This is a genomic window from Maridesulfovibrio ferrireducens, assembly GCF_900101105.1.
Lineage (GTDB): Bacteria > Desulfobacterota > Desulfovibrionia > Desulfovibrionales > Desulfovibrionaceae > Maridesulfovibrio > Maridesulfovibrio ferrireducens.
Window position 1 is genome coordinate 875,174 of sequence record NZ_FNGA01000001.1, and the last position, 20,646, is coordinate 895,819.

Annotated in this window: 18 protein-coding genes; 11 read left to right on the forward strand and 7 right to left on the reverse strand. The window is 42.9% G+C overall.

What is annotated here, in order from left to right; genetic code table 11:
* Position 1 precedes the first annotated feature (1 nt).
* The 3 genes from BLT41_RS03945 to glmS all read left to right on the forward strand — a co-directional run bounded on the left by BLT41_RS03945 (position 2) and on the right by glmS (position 4,044).
* On the forward strand, positions 2–1,456 hold the full coding sequence (locus BLT41_RS03945; protein WP_092158432.1) for a two-component system sensor histidine kinase NtrB: 1,455 nt from the start codon (positions 2–4) through the stop codon (positions 1,454–1,456).
* Between the two features lie 101 nt (positions 1,457–1,557).
* A complete protein-coding gene (locus BLT41_RS03950; RefSeq protein WP_092158434.1) occupies positions 1,558–2,166 on the forward strand; it encodes an XTP/dITP diphosphatase in 609 nt (202 codons plus the stop codon).
* Between the two features lie 54 nt (positions 2,167–2,220).
* Positions 2,221–4,044, forward strand: a complete 1,824-nt coding sequence (gene glmS / locus BLT41_RS03955; protein WP_092158436.1) for a glutamine--fructose-6-phosphate transaminase (isomerizing) — start codon at positions 2,221–2,223, stop codon at positions 4,042–4,044.
* A gap of 180 nt (positions 4,045–4,224) precedes the next feature.
* On the opposite strand, the gene BLT41_RS03960 is transcribed toward glmS, so the two are convergent.
* The 7 genes from BLT41_RS03960 to BLT41_RS03985 form a co-directional block, all read right to left on the reverse strand.
* Entirely contained in the window at positions 4,225–4,914 is a 690-nt protein-coding gene (locus tag BLT41_RS03960) for a GntR family transcriptional regulator (protein WP_092158438.1), read from the reverse strand.
* A 270-nt stretch (positions 4,915–5,184) separates the two neighbouring features.
* Complete coding sequence (locus BLT41_RS03965) at positions 5,185–6,417, reverse strand: dicarboxylate/amino acid:cation symporter (protein ID WP_092158440.1); 1,233 nt, start codon at positions 6,415–6,417, stop codon at positions 5,185–5,187.
* 164 nt (positions 6,418–6,581) lie between these two features.
* Complete coding sequence (gene cuyA, locus BLT41_RS03970) at positions 6,582–7,583, reverse strand: D-cysteate sulfo-lyase (protein ID WP_092158442.1); 1,002 nt, start codon at positions 7,581–7,583, stop codon at positions 6,582–6,584.
* Positions 7,584–7,607: 24 nt separating this feature from the next.
* Positions 7,608–7,784, reverse strand: coding sequence for a RidA family protein (locus BLT41_RS17290; RefSeq protein WP_139167323.1), 177 nt, complete (start codon positions 7,782–7,784; stop codon positions 7,608–7,610).
* A gap of 441 nt (positions 7,785–8,225) precedes the next feature.
* Positions 8,226–9,131: a cation diffusion facilitator family transporter gene (locus BLT41_RS03975; RefSeq protein WP_092158444.1), complete on the reverse strand. Its 906-nt coding sequence runs from the start codon at positions 9,129–9,131 to the stop codon at positions 8,226–8,228.
* The gene (locus tag BLT41_RS03980) at positions 9,128–10,306 is read right to left on the reverse strand and encodes an HlyD family secretion protein (protein ID WP_092158446.1); all 1,179 of its coding nucleotides are present in this window, start codon (positions 10,304–10,306) and stop codon (positions 9,128–9,130) included. Before BLT41_RS03980 ends, BLT41_RS03975 begins: the two co-directional genes overlap by 4 nt.
* Before the next feature lie 85 nt (positions 10,307–10,391).
* A complete protein-coding gene (locus BLT41_RS03985; protein ID WP_092158448.1) occupies positions 10,392–11,711 on the reverse strand; it encodes a hypothetical protein in 1,320 nt (439 codons plus the stop codon).
* Between the two features lie 368 nt (positions 11,712–12,079).
* On the opposite strand from BLT41_RS03985, the gene BLT41_RS03990 reads away from it, so the two are divergent.
* The 8 genes from BLT41_RS03990 (at position 12,080) to BLT41_RS04030 (ending at position 20,429) form a co-directional block, all read left to right on the forward strand.
* Positions 12,080–12,313 (forward strand): thioredoxin family protein, encoded by a 234-nt coding sequence (locus BLT41_RS03990; protein ID WP_092158450.1) that lies wholly within the window; start codon positions 12,080–12,082, stop codon positions 12,311–12,313.
* Between the two features lie 43 nt (positions 12,314–12,356).
* Positions 12,357–12,767 carry a thioredoxin family protein gene (locus tag BLT41_RS03995; protein ID WP_092158452.1) on the forward strand — a complete coding sequence of 137 codons (411 nt, stop codon included), beginning with the start codon at positions 12,357–12,359 and terminating at the stop codon, positions 12,765–12,767.
* A gap of 4 nt (positions 12,768–12,771) precedes the next feature.
* Entirely contained in the window at positions 12,772–13,488 is a 717-nt protein-coding gene (locus tag BLT41_RS04000) for a cytochrome c biogenesis CcdA family protein (protein WP_092158454.1), read from the forward strand.
* A gap of 173 nt (positions 13,489–13,661) precedes the next feature.
* Positions 13,662–14,384 (forward strand): urease accessory protein UreH domain-containing protein, encoded by a 723-nt coding sequence (locus BLT41_RS04005; RefSeq protein ID WP_092158456.1) that lies wholly within the window; start codon positions 13,662–13,664, stop codon positions 14,382–14,384.
* A gap of 15 nt (positions 14,385–14,399) precedes the next feature.
* Positions 14,400–14,816 (forward strand): MarR family winged helix-turn-helix transcriptional regulator, encoded by a 417-nt coding sequence (locus BLT41_RS04010; RefSeq protein ID WP_092158458.1) that lies wholly within the window; start codon positions 14,400–14,402, stop codon positions 14,814–14,816.
* A 557-nt stretch (positions 14,817–15,373) separates the two neighbouring features.
* Positions 15,374–17,464 (forward strand): ribonucleoside triphosphate reductase, encoded by a 2,091-nt coding sequence (locus tag BLT41_RS04020; RefSeq protein ID WP_092158462.1) that lies wholly within the window; start codon positions 15,374–15,376, stop codon positions 17,462–17,464.
* Positions 17,465–17,639: 175 nt separating this feature from the next.
* A complete protein-coding gene (locus BLT41_RS04025; RefSeq protein WP_092158464.1) occupies positions 17,640–17,870 on the forward strand; it encodes a hypothetical protein in 231 nt (76 codons plus the stop codon).
* Between the two features lie 243 nt (positions 17,871–18,113).
* Positions 18,114–20,429 (forward strand): methyl-accepting chemotaxis protein, encoded by a 2,316-nt coding sequence (locus tag BLT41_RS04030; protein ID WP_092158466.1) that lies wholly within the window; start codon positions 18,114–18,116, stop codon positions 20,427–20,429.
* Positions 20,430–20,646 lie beyond the last annotated feature (217 nt).

Consider the following 20,646-nt stretch of genomic DNA (forward strand, 5'->3'; position numbering starts at 1 on the left):
TATGTTTGAAAGCCTATTGCGTGAAACTCATTGCGATTACATCGGGATTCTTGGAGATTCTGCGGTGATATCTTCACTTGTCCAGTTGTTGCGGGAGAGCAAAAGGGAAGAGGACGATATCAAGTTGATTGCAGGGGTTCTTGCCGATTACAAAGCAAATGGCGTCGCTGCTGATTTTGATATCCCTATATATGAACAGATTGAGGATATGCTTACGTCCCACCCTGAAATTACCATGGTTTTTGAACTTTCCGGTGACCACTCGCGGGTGAACACTCTTCGTAAAATTTTGCCTGCTCATATTTCTCTGGTGGAGCTTCCTGCTGCCCGGTTTTTCCTTAAACTTCAGGCCACTGACCGTCTGTGGGTCGCTTGCAAAGTAGATCTCATGCAGACTCAGGCTTTGTTTAAATGTGTGGTGGATCAACTTCCTGAAGAGATTATGATAATTGGGTCCACAGGAATGATAGTGGATTGTAATAAGCATTTTTCTGATTTGGTCGGGGAAGAGATAAGAAAAATACGGAATAAGAATCCTTTGAAATATTATGAATCGATCGCAACTGTTTGCCCTGTAAAGAACGGTGTTATTGATGTCGGGGCCATGGAAAAAGGCAAGCGCGGAGAACTGATGCTTTCGGAAGAAGACTCTGAAGGCAAAGTTAATTTTTTCAGAATTTATATTTATCCTATTTCAGATGAACAGGTCGGACGGGTTGTTCAGCTTGTTATTATGCGGAGAAATATAACTCAAAGAACTCTCATGGAACAACGATTGCGGCAGGCTGAACGTATGGCCACAGTTGGTGAACTTGCTGCATATGTTGCACATGAGATTCGTAATCCTCTTGTGGCTATGGGGGGATTCGCAAAAGTTTTAATGAAAAATATGAGCATAGACCATGACGGGCATGAAAAAATAGAGATAATTTTTGAAGAGGCCAAACGTCTGGAAACCCTTTTAAAAGATATATTGAGTTTTGTAAGGTCGCATGACACTGAAATAGCTGCTTTTAATGTCAATGACGAGGTTGAAGGTGCTATGCGTCTGCTGTCTTTGGAGTGTAAGCAGCAGGGAGTTGACGTTGAGTTTGATTTGGACTCGCATAATCCGGTTGGACAAGGGGCTGCGGAGCAGGTGAAGCAGTGTCTTATAAATCTGGTTATGAATGCGATGGAGGCCATGCCGGACGGCGGTCTGATCCGCGTTGCAACCGGAGTAACCGATGATCGGGTATGGCTGAAAGTGAGTGATGACGGCCCCGGAATTCCTGCCGCAAAGCGTGAGCGGGTTTTTGATCCTTTTTATTCTACTAAAATTAATGGAAATGGATTGGGGTTGTCGATGGTTAAAAAAATTATGGAAGACTTCGGCGGAGAAATTGAACTGGTAAGCCGTGAAGGTGAAGGAACAAGTGTTACTTTGTTTTTGCCTCCGCCTATGGCGGTTGCGTAAAAAACTGCTAGCGAGTATTAGTCTCTCATCATATTATTGATGAACTTAATGGTGCGGATTTTTTCATCCGTAGATTTAAATATATTGCATGGGAGACGGGTTTGAAAACAGTAGTGCTTGCCACCAGTAATAAGGGAAAGATAGCTGAATTTAAAGAGCTTCTTAAAGATTTCGAATTAGAAGTAAAGGGTCTTGATGAGTATCCTGAGATCGGTGAAATACCTGAACCGGGTGAAACTTTTCTGGAAAATGCTATAATCAAGGCGCAGACTGTCGCTAATATCACAGGGTTTATTGCTGTTGCTGACGATTCCGGCTTGGAAGTTGACGCTTTAGACGGCAGACCCGGTGTCTATTCCGCAAGATATAGCGGAGAGGATGCAACTCCCGCAAAAAATAACAGCAAGCTTCTTGATGAACTTAAAGGTGTGGAAGAAGCAAAGCGCACAGCCCGTTTTGTGTGTGTGATGGTTGCCGCCACTCCTGACAATATCCGTATACAAAGCCGTGGTGACTGGGACGGACGTATCGCTTTTGAACTTTCAGGCGATGAAGGTTTCGGTTATGATCCTTTGTTTTTTGATCCGGAACTCGGTTGCGTTGCTGCAAAAATGACTCGTGAAACCAAAAATTCACGTTCACACAGAGGGAAGGCTCTACGGGCACTTATGGCTCAGTGGCCGGAGTTTCAAAAGAAAGTTCACGGTTAGATAAAATTTTTTGATATTTGCCTACCGAATATAATAATCAGGAGACATTTATATATGTGTGGAATCATAGGATATGCCGGGCATCGTCCCGCAGTGCCTCTAATAGTTGAAGGACTGAGAAGACTTGAGTATCGCGGATATGATTCTGCGGGGGTTGCAACCGTACAGAATAAGGAAATTGATCTTGTTCGTGCAGAAGGAAAGCTTGCGGCTCTTGATGAAAAACTGTCTCATATCAATGTCACCAATTCCACTTTCGGAGTAGGGCATACCCGCTGGGCTACTCATGGCGTTCCTGTAGAAAAAAATGCTCATCCTCATCTTGATCATGATAAAAAAATAGCCATGATTCATAACGGGATTATTGAGAATTATCAGGAAATAAAGGCCGAGCTTGCTACTAAGGGATATGAATTCCGCTCTGATACAGATTCAGAAGTTCTGGTAAATCTTATTGCTGAGGGCCGTAAGCATACTAAAACTATGCTTAAAGCTATTTCATGGGCTCTTAATCAGGTTGAAGGGGCATATGCGATTGCTCTCGTCAGTGTGGATGAACCCGGAATAGTCTATGCCGCCCGTGTTTCCAGTCCTCTGGTAATGGGTGTCGGAGTTGGCGAAAATTTTGTTGCTTCCGATATTCCTGCATTTCTTCCGTATACCCGCGAAGTTGTTTTTATTGAGGACGGCGAGCTGGTCAAGATTACTTCATCTTCATGGGAAGTTTTCAGGGCAGACACTCTTGAGCCTGTTGAAAAAGAAGTTCGCACTATCAATTGGGATGTTCAGGCCGCACAGAAGGGCGGGCATAAACATTTCATGATCAAAGAAATTTTTGAGCAGCCTAAAGTCATTTCAGACTGTCTGGCCGGGCGTATAGATACGAATAACCGTGAAGTTATTCTGCCGGAAATCGCAGACATGACGCCACCCGAAAGGTTGCATATTATCGCTTGCGGAACTTCGTATCATGCCGGACTTTGGGGTAAATACCTCATAGAACAGTGGGCTAAAATTCCTGTGGATGTCGAAATCGCTTCGGAATTCCGTTACCGTGATCCTATTTTGAGCAAGGGAGGCCTCGCGCTCGCTATCAGTCAGTCCGGAGAAACGGCTGACACCTTGGCAGGGATTAAGCTTGCAAAGCAAAAGGGACTTCCGATTCTTGGTCTTTGTAATGTGGTCGGTTCCAGCGTTGCCCGTGAATCAGACTACATTATGTATACACAGGCCGGGCCTGAGATCAGCGTCGCTTCCACCAAGGCTATGTGCAGTCAGCTCACAGCATTGTTGTTGCTGGCTCTTTACTGGGGAAAGCGCAAAGGGACAATCGATGAGGAAACTTACAGCCGCGCCGTTAAAGATTTACGCAATCTTCCTTCAATTCTGGATGCAGAACTTCCCGCTATGCGCCTCAGGGCTAAGGAGCTTAGCCGCGAATATTCCGAAGCAAGCAGCTTTTTCTATCTGGGTCGCGGACAGTACTTCCCGCTTGCCCTTGAAGGCGCTTTAAAGCTTAAGGAAATTTCCTATATCCACGCAGAAGGTTACGCTGCCGGAGAAATGAAGCACGGTCCCATCGCGTTAATTGATTCTAATTTTCCGACCTTTGCTATGGCCTTGAAAGACGATCTTTTCCCCAAGGTTAAATCCAATCTGGTGGAAGTGCAGGCCAGAGGTGGAGAAATCATCGCTCTTACCAATCCCGGCGTAGAGCTTGATGTTGAGCACCGTTGGATTTTACCCGAAGTATGGGGGCCGTTAAACGCGTTTATGGCTCTTCCTGCTTTGCAGCTATTCGCATATGAAACAGCGGATTATCTGGGTAAGGATGTTGATCAGCCTAGAAACTTGGCCAAGAGCGTTACTGTTGAATAAAGTTAAATAAATCAAGTGTTTATCTTGTTTTCGGTTGGTGCTGAATTAAGGATTCCAAGCCGCTTCTGGAGTACTCAATAATGAGTAATCAGGAGCGGCTTTTTTATGGCAAAAAAAGTGGTGGCGATATCATCCAATTCTAGAGTGTAAGTCGTCGCATATGACGCAGGGGTACAGTTATTAGCGAACCTGTTTCTCTATTTGAGTATCAATCACATCTACTCCGTAGCGAGACATACGCTCTCCTGAATCTGTATAATGCTTGCGGATTGTTTTTTCGAGCTTGTTTGGCTTGCCGGATTTTATTGCTTCTAAAATAATCAGATGGCGATCATATACCTGTTGCGGAGAATAAAGGTTTATCCAGTGTTTATAGAGCAGGAATTTTGAAATTCCCTGACAGGAACGGCGGCATAGATCGATAAGTAGATCGTTATCAATGCGTGAAAATAGGATATTATGAAAAGTACTGTCGAGGGCAGTAAGAGATTCGGTTGGTTTTTTTGACTCAACGACAAGGTGCATCTCTTGCACAACTTTTTCAAGATTTGAGATGTCTTCGTCTGTATAAAACTCTAAAGCCTGTGATACGGCGGCAGCCTCAAGAACTGCTCCTGTAAAATAGCTGTCTACTATTTGTTTGGAGGTCAGGGCTGAGACATACTTTTCTTTCTGAGGTTCAGAATGGATCAGTCCTTCGCGTGCAAGAATTTGAAGGGCCTCACGGATGGGGGCACGACTGATTCCAAGCTTTTTTGCAAGCATAACTTCTTTAACAGGATCTCCCGGAGATAATTTTCCCTCAAGAATGCACTGTTTGATATATTCGGCGACTTGTTCACTATAAATTTGTTTTTTTATGCCGGACACGGGATATCCTGAGCTAAAGGGAGCATCTTTACTGTTAATAATAATATTAAAAATTGTATTCATATAGATATAGAAAAGTTTAAGAATTGTCGAGATTGTCTCGTTTTAATTGTTATTCATTTATTTTGTAAATAAAATCGTGCAGGTTCGTGCGAGTGACATTAAGAATTCAATTATTAATCTAAGTCAACAGAATTAATCAGAAACAAAAATTGCGGGACTTTCAGTGATGAAAGCCCCGCAAAGATTAAGATATATTAGCGCTTTTAATTAGCTGTGAGACTCGATATCTTCAAGCTGATCAAGACTTGTAGCAGCTATTTTACGATCAAGCTCTCCACCGAGAGCAGCCACGACAACACCAGCAGAGTTATCGCCGAAGATATTGGTAGTTGTGCGGAACATATCTAGGACTCTATCAATACCGGCTACGATGGCGATACCTTCGAGAGGAAGCCCAACCGATTCGAGAACTAGGGTCAGCATGATCAATCCGCCACCGGGGATACTGGCTGTTCCAATAGAAGCAAGAACCGCAGTAATAACAATGGTTGCCTGCTGGGTAAGGGTCAGTTCAATTCCAAACGCATTAGCCACAAACATTGCTGCAACTGATTGATAAAGAGCTGTTCCGTCCATATTTATGGTTAATGCCATAGGCATGGTAAAACCGAAAACCTTTTTAGGAACTCCTAACTGTTTCTGTGCGCGCATGGAAAAAGGAAACGCTGCTGCTGCGCTACAAGTAGACAGTCCAATCATTGCCGGTTCCATGACTTTTTTAAGGAAAGACACAGGGGAGATCCGGCCAATTAGCACGATGAGTCCTGTATAAGTGAACAAAACATGAATGGAACAAGCTATAAAAGTTGCCAAAATGAGCTTGCCCATGGGCAGGAGAATATCAAGACCGAATTTACCTGTAGTCCATGCAATCAGGGCAAAAACACCATAAGGTGCAAAGCTGATAACGATGTCAGAGATTTTAAACATAACCTCAGCAACACCTTCAAAGAACTTTTTAACAGGTTCTCCAGCTTTTCCTGTCATAGACAGACCCGCTCCGAAAAGAATTGCAAAGACAATAATTTGAAGGACGCGGCCTTTCGCAAGAGACTCCATCGGGTTGATTGGGAACATGTTCACAATCATTTGCATGGGGGCTATTGTTTCTGGACGTTTGATAGTGGCAATCTCACCAAGGGAAAGGCCGGTTCCGGGCTGTATAAAATTTGCAACAATAAGGCCGATGATCACGGCAATGGTGGTGGTTCCCATAAAATAAGCAAGAGTTCTTATTCCAAGCTTGCCGAGGTTGCGAACGTCTCCGGTACTGACAACACCTGTAATAAGAGTTGACAAAATTAAAGGCACAACAATCACCCGGAGGCAGCGAATAAAAATGTCACCTATTGGTTTAAGATAAGCAGCTTTCTCACCTAAAATAAGTCCGGTGATAATCCCTAGTATCAGACCTAATAATATTTTGTGGTACAGTTTCATATTCATCCTCCTGAAAAGTTAATTTGTGTCTATTTCATTAAAAGAGTCAATTTTACTCTTTATATAGAACCAAGGGTGGTTTTTGGTTTTTCAAAGCGTGTAAAGCAAAGACTTTGAATTTACAAAAGAAAGGCCCGCACTTTTAAAGTGCAGGCCAGTAAAAACTAATCCATAAAAGTATCAAGGTACGCGTAAAGCGCGGGAGAGCCGCCAGTATGCAGGAACAGCACATTGGCTCCTTCGGGAAAATGTCCTTTGCGGACGAGGTCGATAAGGCCGGCCATTGCTTTGCCGGAATAAACGGGATCAAGTAGAATCCCTTCGGTGGAAGCAAGTAGTTTGACAGCTTCAACCATGCTGTCGGTAGGCAGGGAATAACCGGGGCCGACATAGCTGTCGAAACAGGTTATTTCCTCAGCGGCAATGGAACCCTTAACGCCAACGCGTTCTGCGGTTTCCTGAGCCAGTTTGTGCACAATTCCTTCCTGAACATCTTTAGGACGGCTAACGTTGATACCGGATACGGGGATACCTGCGTTACAACCGACCATACCGACAACTACGCCGGCGTGGGTTCCGGCACTGCCGCTGGGAACAATCATGTGGTCAATGTTAAGACCCATTTCAAAAAGCTGCTGTAGAGTTTCTTCTGCGCAGGAAACATAACCCGTTGCACCGATTGTGTTGGAGGCTCCACCTGGAATGATGTAAGGCTTTTTACCTTCACCGGAAAGTTTTGCTTCCAGTTTTTTCATTTCACCCATCATGTCGGAGCCGCCGGGAACAACTGTTACACTTTTCACACCCATGAGCTGAAAAAGAAAATTATTACCGGAAGCCTGAGGAGAATAAGTTCCCTTTACGCGTTCTTCCAGAATAAGGTGACAATCCATACCTTCTTTTACAGCCCATGAAAGAGTCAGGCGGCAATGGTTGGACTGAACAGCTCCGCAGGTAATGATGGTATCTGAATCCTTTTCGAGAGCATCAGCTATACAGAAATCGAGCTTGCGAGTTTTGTTACCGCCGGCGCAACCGGGAAGCAGGTCATCACGTTTGATAAAGATGTTTACTTTGCCACCGAGTGCTTTAGAGAAAGCAGGAACTGCTTCGATAGGTGTTGCATCTGTTACATATCCACGTCTGGGAAATTTAGCGAGATTCATTAAACCCTCCATGTTAAGTTAAAATTATTTGAGATTAATAATAGCTTCCATTTCGATGTTTGCGTTCAGCGGAAAGGCTGCAATTTGAAAGGAACTGTAGGCAGTATTTACAGCCTGAAAATCACTGATAGAAATTTTTTGTAAGTAAGAGTTTTTTGCAGCAGGAACTTTCGTTGTTTCGATAGTCTTATTGTTACTCATCTCTTTTCCCCAAACGGGAAAGGTTAGTGAGGTTGGTTTTTGTTAAAATGACGATTGTATGAATGTCGACATTCGACACTGAGTGATTACTTTCTAACGGAGCTGAAGAATGATGTCAATCCCCTTGGGTGATTTTTCACATGAGTTGTGAAACAAATAAAAAATCTCTCCATATATGACAGAGTCATACAGGAGAGATTTTTTATTAATAAGATAAAGTCGTGATCTAATTTAAGGATCTAGGTATATTCTTAATTTAATAGTGATTTTTTGCGGGTCTGTTTGTTGTTTGAAAAGCGGGTTTCAAAGAAAGTTTTTTGCCGAACCCAATTTCTTTTTAAATTTATTAATAACTTTATTTGCAACGATAATAGTTGAGGTTGCTATATTTTTTTCATTTATGATTATTCCAAGTATGTTGAGAGCGTAGCCCTGTAGTTTTTAGCTCATAATTTTAGATTCAATGGTAACGGTTGAACCTGGAATCTCGGAATCAATGGCTTGCCGGATTGGTAGCAGGCGTTTTTCGATTTGTTCTATTGTGCGGTTAGGTAAAAAATTCAGGCTCAGTAGAATAAATAAGTCTTTACCGGATCTGCGGGCTTTGTAGCCGTTAAAGCCGTCATACTGATCAAAGTTTTTAGCTAGGATTTTCAGCAATTGATAGTGTTCTGGTTCGGGAATTGTTCGGTCAAGAATTTCCGGCAAACTTTCCCTGATCAATTCGTAAGCAATGTAAATCATATAAGTTACAAGAAAAATTGAACCGATTAAATCAACAATTCTAGCTGATCTTGGGTCCGGCAGCCATAGTGTAAGCATTAGAACACACAGAACAACGGCTGAGGATACTGTTTTGGCTATTCTGGCTGCAATCTGGGAGGAAATGATCATTGAGGCTTCTGTTCTGTTAGACCTGATGAATGATATGGAAAAGTAGTAATTGGCCATGAGATTTATGGTGGCGCTTAGTATTGTTAAGATCAGGCAGTTCATTGATATCGGCGCGCCGTCATTTGAAGAAAATATTTTTGAAAGGATGTACAGGCTGCTTAAAAGCAGGCCGAATGCAACCATTAGGTTTGTTATGCGTTCTATTTTACCGGTTCCGTATTCGAATTCATTGAATCTGCCCCTGTGTGCCCGTTTCAACACAGCGTAGGAAACATATTCAATGGTTAATAGAAGCATGAATCTGATGATTTCGGAGAGCGCTGTCATTGAGCCGGAAAGAAGCCCTGTTATGGTGAAAAAAGCCAGAATTATTGTATCGAGAACTATGGCCCAGAATACAGCTTTTTCTTTTTCCATCTGGTCGGGGGTTAGCGCACAATCCCGAAAACTCATCTTAGAAATACTCCGAAATATTGTTCCATGAGTCCTATCCCTTCAAATTCAGCATACGCTGTCCGGCCTACTCCACAAAATTTACCAACGTGATTGTAAAGATTTTCATCCTTGATCAGAACCAGTACCCGGCCATCACGGGAAGAGCGGGATTTGATGTCGGCGGCAAAAAGACTGGTGTGCCAGAGACCTGCTGATCCCATGACCCGGATGACCTTTCCTTCGATAAAATCGCTCCGGCCGAACAGACGGACTTTAACAGCTTGGCCGGGTTCAATCAGCTCAAGTGTTGCGTCGTCAATGGCGACTTCAACCATAAGGCGGCTTCTGTCAATGTACGAAAGGAGGCGGTCTCCTTTGGCTACTTCCATGCCGTTTTGTACATCAACCTCCCATACTACAGCGGTATCAGGCAGTTTGACGGAAGCTCTTGCAAATCTATTATTTCGGTCAGTTTCAGGTTTTTGCTGATAAGTTGTGCCTGTCGTGAAATCAGTTTCAGATTCACTCATTCTTCTTTTGCAGGCGAGAATATTTTGGTGCAGTTCATTAATTCTCCTTTGGACCTGAAGTGCTCCGTCAGACAGGTCGTTGGGCAGCATTCCCTGATTCACCATATTACGCCGATGTTTTAGTTGTTCAATTTCTAAAAGGGTTGTTCTGACTTGAGAATCAGCTTTTTGAAATTTAGATTCGACTTGGTCGGCATCTTCCTGTGTTGCTACAGAGGCAACAACAAGTTTGTTGATTCGGTTCCGACGGTGTATTGATTCCACTTTAGAAGCTTCTTCTCCGGTCAGGCGGGCTTTCAGGATTGCAAGGCTTTGGTTTATGTCTCTCTCGAGCCTGTTTATATATTTTGAAAGCTTGTTTTTATTATCTTCAAGTTGTTTGCCCAGTGACAGCAATTCTTTTTCCAGTGTTTCGTATTGTCCTGTTGCCCGTCTGTTTCCCAGTGTTAAAATCGTTTTGCCGGCAGAAGACATTCCCGGGGTAACAGTAATATTATTAACTACTCCATCTATAGGGGCCCGTACTTCATAGCGATAAGCTGTGACAACTCCGTTGCGGACAACAAACCGCTGCATATAATTGGCGATGGAGGGGAGCGGGAGTAATGCAATGACTAGCAGTACTATCCATGTAGTTGTTTTTTTACTGAAAAAGACCTTCATATATGTGAACTCCGACAGGATTAGGCTGTTTATTAGAGGACATTACTGTCGAAAGCTTTTTAAAGCACTATATTTTTAGCCCATTTTAAGAACGGTGGGGGGCTGTTGTGTCAGGCCTGAAGAAATCCATTTCCTGTTTAGTCAGGCGCAGGCATGGTTTTGTTTCTTCGGCATAGAGATTGAATATCATCACACGCATACTTATTCTGCACGATTTATTGTTTGTTGCCTGCATGGTGAAATGCCATTCATTTTCATCAAATTCATTGTCAAAGGATATGAAATTAGGGTGTGTCTTAATCATCTGCATTGCGAGGTTCAGCACTTCTGCAAATTCTTTTTGGTTTTTATTGAATATGATTAGCGTGGTTTTGCAGTCTTGCCATGACTCACAATTCAGAAGCTGATTAATGGTTTCCATGAATCTTTTTTTACAGCTCCATATCTTGCAAATACCGACAAAGACACTTTTCCCATTTTTTGAGATGGATATGGATGTTTTGCCTTCCTTCATGAAAATATCATTTTCCGTGTTGCCTTCAAACTGAGTGTTGAGGGTGGAAATGATGATGTCGCGTAACTCATTTTCATTGTGAACTCTGAAAACTCTGGGAGTTCTTTCGCAACTGCAACCAGTATGCCTGATCACTTTGATAATATTTATGAAATCATTTTCAGTTATACATGGTTCAGGTTTTATGTCGTTACGGTTGCCAAGGAGACAGCAAAGTTTTTTTCGCACGTTGATCGGGCTGAAGTCCGCAGATCTGTCCCTATGCTTCATGTTTATAATAGGGCGTTTTCTTAACATTTCCAGCTTTTGGAGCTTGGCTCTTCGTTCCGCTACAGCTTCCTCTGCTGTCTCACGGATTGCCTCTTTGTATCGTTGGATATCCATATCCTGCCAGTGGAGATATTTTTTGATCTCGCTTAGATTCTGCAGGAATTCAGATTTGACCTGATCATGGTCAGCATGCTGTGGGTGGATATAATCTTTGACGATCCTGCCCTTTTTCACTCTGAAAGCCGGACCACCGCCCACGTGGAAAACGGACGGCTGCAACTGCCAAAGCCGCTCATCCCCGGAGAAGGGAATTTCGATACGGACCTTGATACCATCGATAAAGCTTTGACGGTTTCTGCCGTCGGTGAATCTTAAAGAGTCGTCCGAAACGTCGATCTTGCATTTGATCGGGCAGTGTGCCTGTATAAGGTGTTCGTAAAGCTTTAACTGGTTCAGTGAATTTTTCATAACCAGCCGGGCGATAATTTTATCCGCAGGTGTGTTAAGAAAATTTTTCCCTTTAATGGCATCTACCTGAGACTTGATGCTGTTTATATTATTCTCGAGCATTGATGCCAGTTCATACTCGTTGAAAAGTTTGTTGTGATCGCGCTTATCCATTTCGGCCTCCGCATTTAGTCCACAATGAGCTGACACACTGTGTAGAAGCTTTAGGAACATGTTGTAATCACAGGTGATCAGCTTTGTTATTCAATTCTGTCCGGCATGAGGGCTGAAGTCCGATAATATTGTTGCCGGATAGCTGGTTGCTTAATTCATAGTGGATTCAGCAATATAAATTGGGCAAATTTTGCTCCTTATAATAAAAATATGCACGTGTTGTACCAGTGGTCAAGAGTTATGGTTGACAAAAAGTGACGTTTGGCTAAATTGCCAAATAGACAAGTAAGTAAATCATGAATATAGTGGTGATATTGTTGTTTTTGTCAAAAGGTGTTGCTCTTTAGTAATCTAAAAGGAGAATAAGTATGAAAATTCAAGTTATGGGACCGGGGTGTCCCAAATGTGTGAAGGCTGAAAAAATAGTTAAGGAAGCTGTGCTTGAAGCAGGGCTTGAAATTGAAGTGGTAAAGATTTCAGATTTTCAAGAAATTGCTTCTTTCGGTGTTTTTTCCACTCCTGCTGTTGCGATTGATGGAGAAGTGAAGATTGTCGGAAGAGTTCCGAGCAAGAATGACGTTCTTAGCTGGATAACTGGTTAATATTATTGGTAAGCCCTTGCGGGTGAGCAAAAGGGGATTTTGTATGAAAGTGATTCAGATCATAAAACATTTTTTTTCAGTTTTAATGCTCCTCAGTATAGTTGTCCCTGCGAGTGCTTTGGCAAATCCCACAGCCGAAGAGCTTATATCCGGAGCTCCTCAGGCGGTTCCCGTTAAAGGCATTGTTACAATGGTTGATATCGGGGCTAAAGCGTGTGTTCCCTGTAAAATGATGATTCCGGTTATCGAGTCTCTGTCGAAGGAATATGAGGGTAAAGCGGCTATTGTCTTTATTGATGTCTGGAAGAATCCCGGCGAAGCTTCCCAATTTGGTATAAGTACCATACCTACTCAGATCTTTTATGATAAAGACGGCAAAGAGAAAATGCGCCACACGGGCTACTTCAGTAAGGAAGAAATTGTAAAAGTGCTTAAAGGGCTGGGCGTAGAGTAACTGTATGGATCAGTTCTTTATCCTTATTAATGAATGGATGACTGGCGGCCTGGTTCTCGGGGCGGCGGGATGTTTTTTGTGGGGAATGGTGAGCGTGCTTTTCAGCCCCTGTCATCTTGCATCTATTCCGCTCATTGTCGGCTATGTCGCCGGTCAGAATAAATTAGTTGAGGGTAGGCTGGCCACTCTTTATGCAGTGGTTTTCACTGTGGGGTTGTTTATTACAATTGCAGTCATTGGCGTGATATGCGCTTTCCTCGGGCGTATGCTGGGTGATGTCGGCCCATATTGGACGGTTATAGTCGGATTTGTTCTTATCTGGGTTGCCTTGGACATGCTGGGTTTTTCGGGATGTTCTATCTCCGGGGGGCTCATGTCCAAATTAAAGGTTAAAGGAATGTCCGGAGCCTTTATTTTGGGACTTGCCTACGGCGTGCTGTCCGGTTCATGCACTTTTGGTTTTATTGCTCCTATTTTGGCTGTTATTACAGTGCAGGAGAAGATTTTTACCGGTATTGTTTTTATTGTTCTTTTTGGCATCGGGCACTGTATACCTATTGCTGTTGCCGGTGGATCTGCGGCTCTGGTTCAAAAAATGTTGTCCAGTAGTACATGGCAACGTGGCGGAACTTTATTTCGCCGTTTTGCGGGTGTTCTTATCGCAGGTATGGGTATCTATTTTATTGTTCAACCTTTTGTTAATATAAATTTTATGGACTGATGAAATTGTCCAGCCTTTGAAAAGGGCGAAACCGCATTTGTAAAAAGAAGGATTCTTAATGAGAAAACTTCTTTTTTTTATGAAAATATTGTTTGACTATCAAACTAATTCTATGCAAAGAATCTTGAAACACTGATTGTTTGACTATCAAACAAAAAAACAAAGGGATTCTTATGGAATTTGAAACAATATTTCTCGTCGCATTGCAAAGCAGTCTTTTTCTGGGACTCATTCATGGGATTAATCCGTGCGGTCATTCCTGGCTTATTCTTGCACCTTTTATTTATGGGGAAAAGAAGGGCGGGCGCGTTTTTTCTCTGACCTCTGCTTTTATTATGGGTACAACTCTTGCCTGTCTTGTTATCGGCTTTACTTTGGGGTCGATATCCTTGACGATCCCTGCTTCGCTAACTTACGTCGTAGATGTTATCACCGTTTGTGTTTTGGTCGCTCTGGGGGCTGTTTTGATTATTAAGCCGGAGTTGCTTCACAGCCATGACCATGATCATGAGCACAGTCATAATCACGATCATTCTCACGGGCACGCGCATGGTTGTCAGTGCGGAGATCATCACTCTGAATCAACGTCTGCAATCCGCAGTGTGACTTTCTGGGGACTGTTTTCTGTCGGCTTTTTTAATATGGTCGTGCCGTGTCCGACTGTTGCAATTATGTATTCGTATGCTCTTGATTCCGGCAGTGTTTTGAAGGGGACAGCAGTCTTTGCAAGCTATGCACTTGGAACCGCTATTGCGCTTTCCGTTGTGATTTATGCTATTTATAAAGCAGCCGGATTTGTCCGTACGTTGGAGCAGGGCTGGGTGGAACCTCTTGTTATGAGAACTGCGGGTGTAATGACAATAGCTTTTGGAATATACAGCTATACAACGATGTAATGAAATGGAGAGTCAGTGGCCCTTTTAAGCAAGCTTAATCACTCGGTTATAGAATTTTACGAAAAGTTGTCATCATGGGAGCATGATATCGTGCGCGGGAAGGGGGTAACCCTGCCTCAGATGCATATTCTTGAGGTGCTCGGCATTCATAAACCCAAACGGATGAAAGAGCTTGCGCAACTTATGGGCATAACCACTGGAACTCTGACTGTTCTCGTTGACAGGCTTGAAACTAAGGGATTTGTCTGTCGTAAACCTCATGACTCGGATCGCCGGTCAATTGTTGTTGAATTGACTGAATCTGGCGAAGCGATGTTTGCAGAACATGATCGGTTGCATTTACGTCTGATTGATGAGCTTACTTCTGAAATGTCAGATTCAGAGCGTGAAGTTTTGTTGAGCTGTCTGGAGAAAATGAATAAGTCTTTTTGAGTTATTTAAAATTGTTATAAATATTTTGTTATAAAAACAGATTGTTAAAAAGTTATGAACAAGAAACGAACAATTGTGGATAAGTTGTGTTCGTTGCCTTCTCATCCTTACTCTCCCAAGGGCTGAGAGGAAACTTTCGAGAAAATGTCTAGAAGTTCTTGACCCAATGCGAAGGTTTGTTAGAATCTCCTAAGTCGTGTTTGTACTTCAGCTGTCCGACAATCTCGGACCATTCTAGGGAACCCGGTTAGATTCCGGGGCGGTTCTGCCGCTGTATAATTTCTTCGTTAAGGAGAATTAAAAGCCAGCCCCCTGACTGAAGCCTGCCTGCCTTTTGCAGGTATTTTTCCCATTTCCGGTTGCCCGTGTTTTTGACACTTAGGGTCTCCGGTTCAAAGTCCTGCGGGATGTGCCTTCCGGGCCGCCTGCGCCACAAGCTCAGATCATAATCTCCATGCGGGAGCCCTGTATTTCGGCAGTTTTTAAACTGCGCTAATTCTTGTGCTTTGTACTGTGGGTGATTTTCTGTGCGGACAACCCCTTAACAGGTAATATTGATGCCAAAACAAATTTTAAAACGTGACGGAAGACTTGAATCCTGGTCAACATCCAGAATTTCCGAGGCAATTTTCAAGGCGCTTAAAGCCAGCGGAATCAAAGATCCGCTGTTAAGTAAGCGTCTTGGTAAAAAAGTTGAGCTGAAGCTCGCTGAGATGGACGTTCCTGAGCAGGAAACAGTTCAGGATATGGTTCAGTTGGTGCTGATGGAGAGTCGTCTTTATTCCGTTGCTGAACGTTATATAATCTATCGTGAAAAAAGACGTGAACTGCGTAAGCAGGACGAAGCTTATCTGGATATCACCGGAACTATCGAAAGTTATCTGGACCGTTCAGACTGGCGGGTGAATGAAAACTCCAATATGGGGCATTCCTTTCAGGGATTAATGCTGCATATGTCCGGGGCTGTTCAGGCTCGTTATTGTCTTGAAAAATATCCTGAAGAAATCAGACTTGCTCACGAACATGGCTATTTTCATATCCATGATCTTTCTTTCGGGCTTGCCGGTTATTGCGCCGGTTGGTCTCTGCGTGATCTTCTTATCGAAGGTTTCGGTCTTCATGGACGTTGCTCGTCTTCTCCGGCTAAACATTTTGATTCTGTTACCGGACAGATGGTCAATTTCCTTGGAACATTACAGAATGAATGGGCTGGAGCGCAGGCTTTTAACAACGTAGATACATATCTTGCTCCTTTCATCAGATATGATGGGATCGATTATGCCCGTGTTAAGCAGATTATTCAGAAATTGATTTTTAATCTGAATACAACCTCTCGCTGGGGTGGACAGAGTCCTTTCACAAACTTCACTTTTGATATGGTTCCTCCGAAACATATTGCCAGCGAACCGGTTATCATCGGCGGAGAATTTCAGGATACGACATATGGTGAATATGCCGTTGAAATGGAAATGATCAATAAAGCGTTTGTTGAAGTAATGCTCGAGGGTGATGCTGACGGACGTATTTTCTCTTTCCCTATTCCTACTTATAACGTGACTCCTGATTTCCCTTGGGAAACAGAAGTTGGCGAGCTCCTTTTGGAAATGACAGCCAAATATGGTGCGCCTTACTTCCAGAACTTTATCAACTCCGACCTGAATCCCGAAGATGTGCGCTCCATGTGCTGTCGTCTACAGATGGATGTCCGCGAAATCCGTAAAAAGACCGGTGGTCTTTTCGGAGCAGGCGACCTGACCGGTTCTATCGGTGTTGTTACTTTGAATCTTCCTAAGCTTGCTTATCTTGCTCAGGGTGAAGAAGACTTCCTTGATCTGGTTGCTGAGTATGCGACTCTTGCCAAGGATTCTCTGGAGTTCAAACGTAAACTTGTTTCCGCCAATTTTGAAAGCGGTATGTTCCCGTTCTCCCAGCATTACCTGAAGAACGGATTCAAAGGGCATTTCAGCACAATCGGTCTGATCGGTGGAGCTGAGGCGTGTCAAAATCTGCTTGGCAAAGGGATTGAAACGGATGCCGGGGTCAGATTGATGCAGCGTGTTCTGCACCATCTTCGCGATCTCGTAGTTAAGTTTCAGGAAGAAACAGACAATCTGTTCAACCTTGAAGCAACTCCCGGTGAAGGCACTTGTTACCGCTTAGCCAAGATTGATAAGAATCTTTATTCGGATATTTATACTTCCGGAGATGATGTTCCTTATTATACAAACTCCACTTTGCTGCCCGTAGGCGCGACAGAGGATGTTGTTTATGCTCTTGAACATCAGAATAAATTGCAGACTCTTTATAATGGTGGAACAGTTTTTCATACTTTCCTTGGGGAAGCTGTTTCGGATACCAAGGCATTGCGTAATTTCATACTCAAAGCCATGACAAATACAAAGATCCCATATATCTCGGTAACTCCGACTTTCTCAATCTGCGAAGATCACGGTTATCTTTACGGGGAACACTTTGAGTGTCCTACTTGCGGCAAGGATGCGGAAGTATATACCCGTATTGTGGGTTATTATCGTCCTGTCAGCCGCTGGAATAAAGGTAAGCAGCAAGAGTACAAAGAAAGATCAGAATACGGTCATTCTTCTTGCGGATGCGGAGTGAATGGCGGAGTAGTGGTTGATAAAATCTGATTAGTTTAGCTTTGTTAAATAGATTAATGATTATCAGGTCCGGAAGGGAGTTCTCTTCCGGACCTTTTTATTAATAATTGAGCATGAAATGTTTTTCCTGCAATCCCTTGCAGAAGTTCCCGTGCGAAGGTAATTTGTATGTGTGAACAGTAAAACTCTAACCTCTTATTAATTTATGATACTATCTTCCAGCCAGATTCGGGCCTTGCGCCAGCGAAACGATGAAGAACTTCGTAAAGGTAATTTTGCGAAGCATGGTTATCCGGCGAACACAATACAGGACCTTCTTCAAACCATTGAAGCTTTAAAAAGCGAAAAGAAAAAATGGAAAAAAGTTGCTCAGGAGCGCGGAGAACTTTTAGGCAGGCTTACGGGGATGCTTGAGGAATATAATAAGCTGAAATAAATTTACCATTAATCAAAATCAGGAACCGCCTTGTGAAAACAAGGCGGTTTTTTTGTGGAACAGAACTGATTACGCATCAGAGCATTAGTTAAGAAAAATGAAATCGTGTTATTATTATTAGTTATTAAATGTATAGTTATGACCGTCTGATATGAATTGTGATAGTTAGACTATGTAAACGTCGGGGGGCGTTTCTAGGTGCGACCGCTGTAAGGAGTGAATCTTTTTAAAGAGGGTAGTCTTATGAAAATAAAAAGTATCAACACAAAACTTTCGATTTTAATCACAGGAATTGTGGCATTGTCCATTGCTGCGCTTGTTGTAGTTGTAAGTTCCATGACCAACTCAGCCATTTTTGATATTCAAAAGCAGAATATGGAAAGTGTGAATCGAAAGCTAGTTCAGGAGACGAATAGTATTATTGATCTTTCGTTACTTGATCTCAAGGGATATGCCTATGACCAAGCGTTTCATCGCGCGTTTGTGGATACTTATACCCGAAGTGAAGTGATAGATTCTGTGCGGCTCACACTTCAGAGTCATGGTGGCATGATTGCCATGGCGGCATTTGATAAAAAAGGAAAAGTTGTTTTTGGTTTGAACCATAACGGCAAAGATCTCACAGGACAGAATGTGGGGAATACAGAATATATTAGAAAGGTTCTCAATGGCGCAGATTCAGCTATCTCGGAGGTTATTAAATCAAAAGATGAGAATAAACACGTAGTTATGCTGGCGATCCCGATGAAAGATGCGACTGGGCGCTTGTTCGGTGGGCTTTTTGTTGGGCTGGATTGGGATAAGTACGCTCATGATTTAATTGGAAATATTACGATCGGCGAGAGCGGGTATGCATTTATTTTAGATGGTCAGGGCCGCATGCTTGCTCATAAAACTGATCAGAGTATTATTTTAAAAGACATGTCCTCGTATGATTCTGTACGGCGAAGTCTTGCATCTGAAAGTGGTTTTTTTTCGTATGATTACGAAGGTAAAGAGAAAGTTCAATCTTTCATGGTTGATCCTATGACTGGATGGGTTGTTTGTATGTCTGCATATGTTTCAGACTTAACGCGGGCCGCAATTCATCAGAGAAATATTTTAATTGTCATGGGGACAGTCATGACAATACTTTTGGTGGGGGTAATTATTTTTTACACTCGTAAACAGGTAATTACTCCCATGGCCTTGATTCGGGACTTTACTCATGAGATAGGGCAAGGCAATTTCAAAGCTGAGCTTGAAGGCGTTTTTACCTGTGAGCTTCTTGACCTTGCCAATAATGTGAAGCACATGGTTGCCGAACTTAAAAACAAGCTTGGATTTTCTGAAGGTGTTCTTAAGGGAATGACTATCCCGTGCATTGTTGCTGATCCTCATGAAAAGGCTCTTTTTTTGAATCAGGAATTTCTTGATCTGGCAGGTCAATCTGGTTCTCCAAAAGATTATCTGGGTAAAAGCGTTGGTGAAGTTCTTTACCGTGACCCATCACGAAAGACTGTTGCAGGCAAGGCTATTGCTGAGAATAGGTCCTTCTTTAATGTAGAAGCAGATATCAAAGCTGCCGACGGGACTGCCCATAATATTCAGGTGAATACAACTCCTTTGTTTGATCTGGACGGGCAGTTGATTGGAACATTCACCATGATTGTTGATATGACCAATATCAAAAAACAGCAGCGCATGATTGAAGAAAAAAATATTGTGATTTCTGAAGCTGCGGCAAGTGCCACGGACATTTCAAATCAGGTTGCCAGTTTTTCGGAAGCCTTGTCTGCTCAGATAGAGCAGTCCAGTAAGGGGGCAGAAGAACAGAGCTTTATGGCCAGCGAAGCTGCAACCGCGATGGATGAAATGAACTCAACTGTTTTTGAAGTTGCCAAGAATGCATCTACCGCTGCGGATCTTGCTGATGATTCTCAGAAGATGGCGCTTGAGGGCGATGGCATGGTTGTTAAGGCTGTTAAAACGATTACTGAAGTGCGTGATCTCTCTGAAGTTTTGAGAAAGGATATGGCTGAACTCGGCACTCAGGCGGAAGGGATTGGACATATTATGGGTGTGATCACCGATATTGCCGACCAGACAAATCTCCTTGCTTTGAATGCTGCTATCGAAGCCGCAAGAGCCGGAGAAGCCGGGCGCGGGTTTGCAGTCGTTGCTGATGAAGTAAGGAAGCTGGCAGAAAAAACCATGACAGCCACAACCGAAGTCGGAACTTATATCTCTCAGATTCAGAGTAGCACGCGTAAAAATATAGTGAGTGCTGAAAAATCTACAGAATCTATTCTGGAAGTTACCGATCTGGTGAATCAGTCCGGTGATATTCTAAAAGAGATTGTGAATAGTATATCTGAAACAAGTGATCAGGTACGCGGTATTGCGACTGCTTCTGAAGAACAGTCGGCAGCAAGTGAAGAAATCAGCCGTTCAACCAGTCAGATTAATACTATTGCCGGAGAAACATCGCAGGCTATGACTGAATCTGCTGAAGCAGTAAGCCGGATGACAGTTCTTGCGCAGGAGTTGAACACGACTATTGCAAGAATGCAGGATTGATAAGTTTAGATTAAAAGACTTGAATAAGAAAAGCCCCTGTCGAATTTGAATTCGACAGGGGCTTTTCTTGTTCTAAGATATGTCTCGTCCTAAAATAGATCCTTTTGTTTCAACTTATTTTAAGACGGTATAATATAACTCAATATTATTGAGTGTATAGGGGTAATAACTTGGTATAAATTGTGTTAGTTGCGACATATTAACGTCGGGGGGCGTT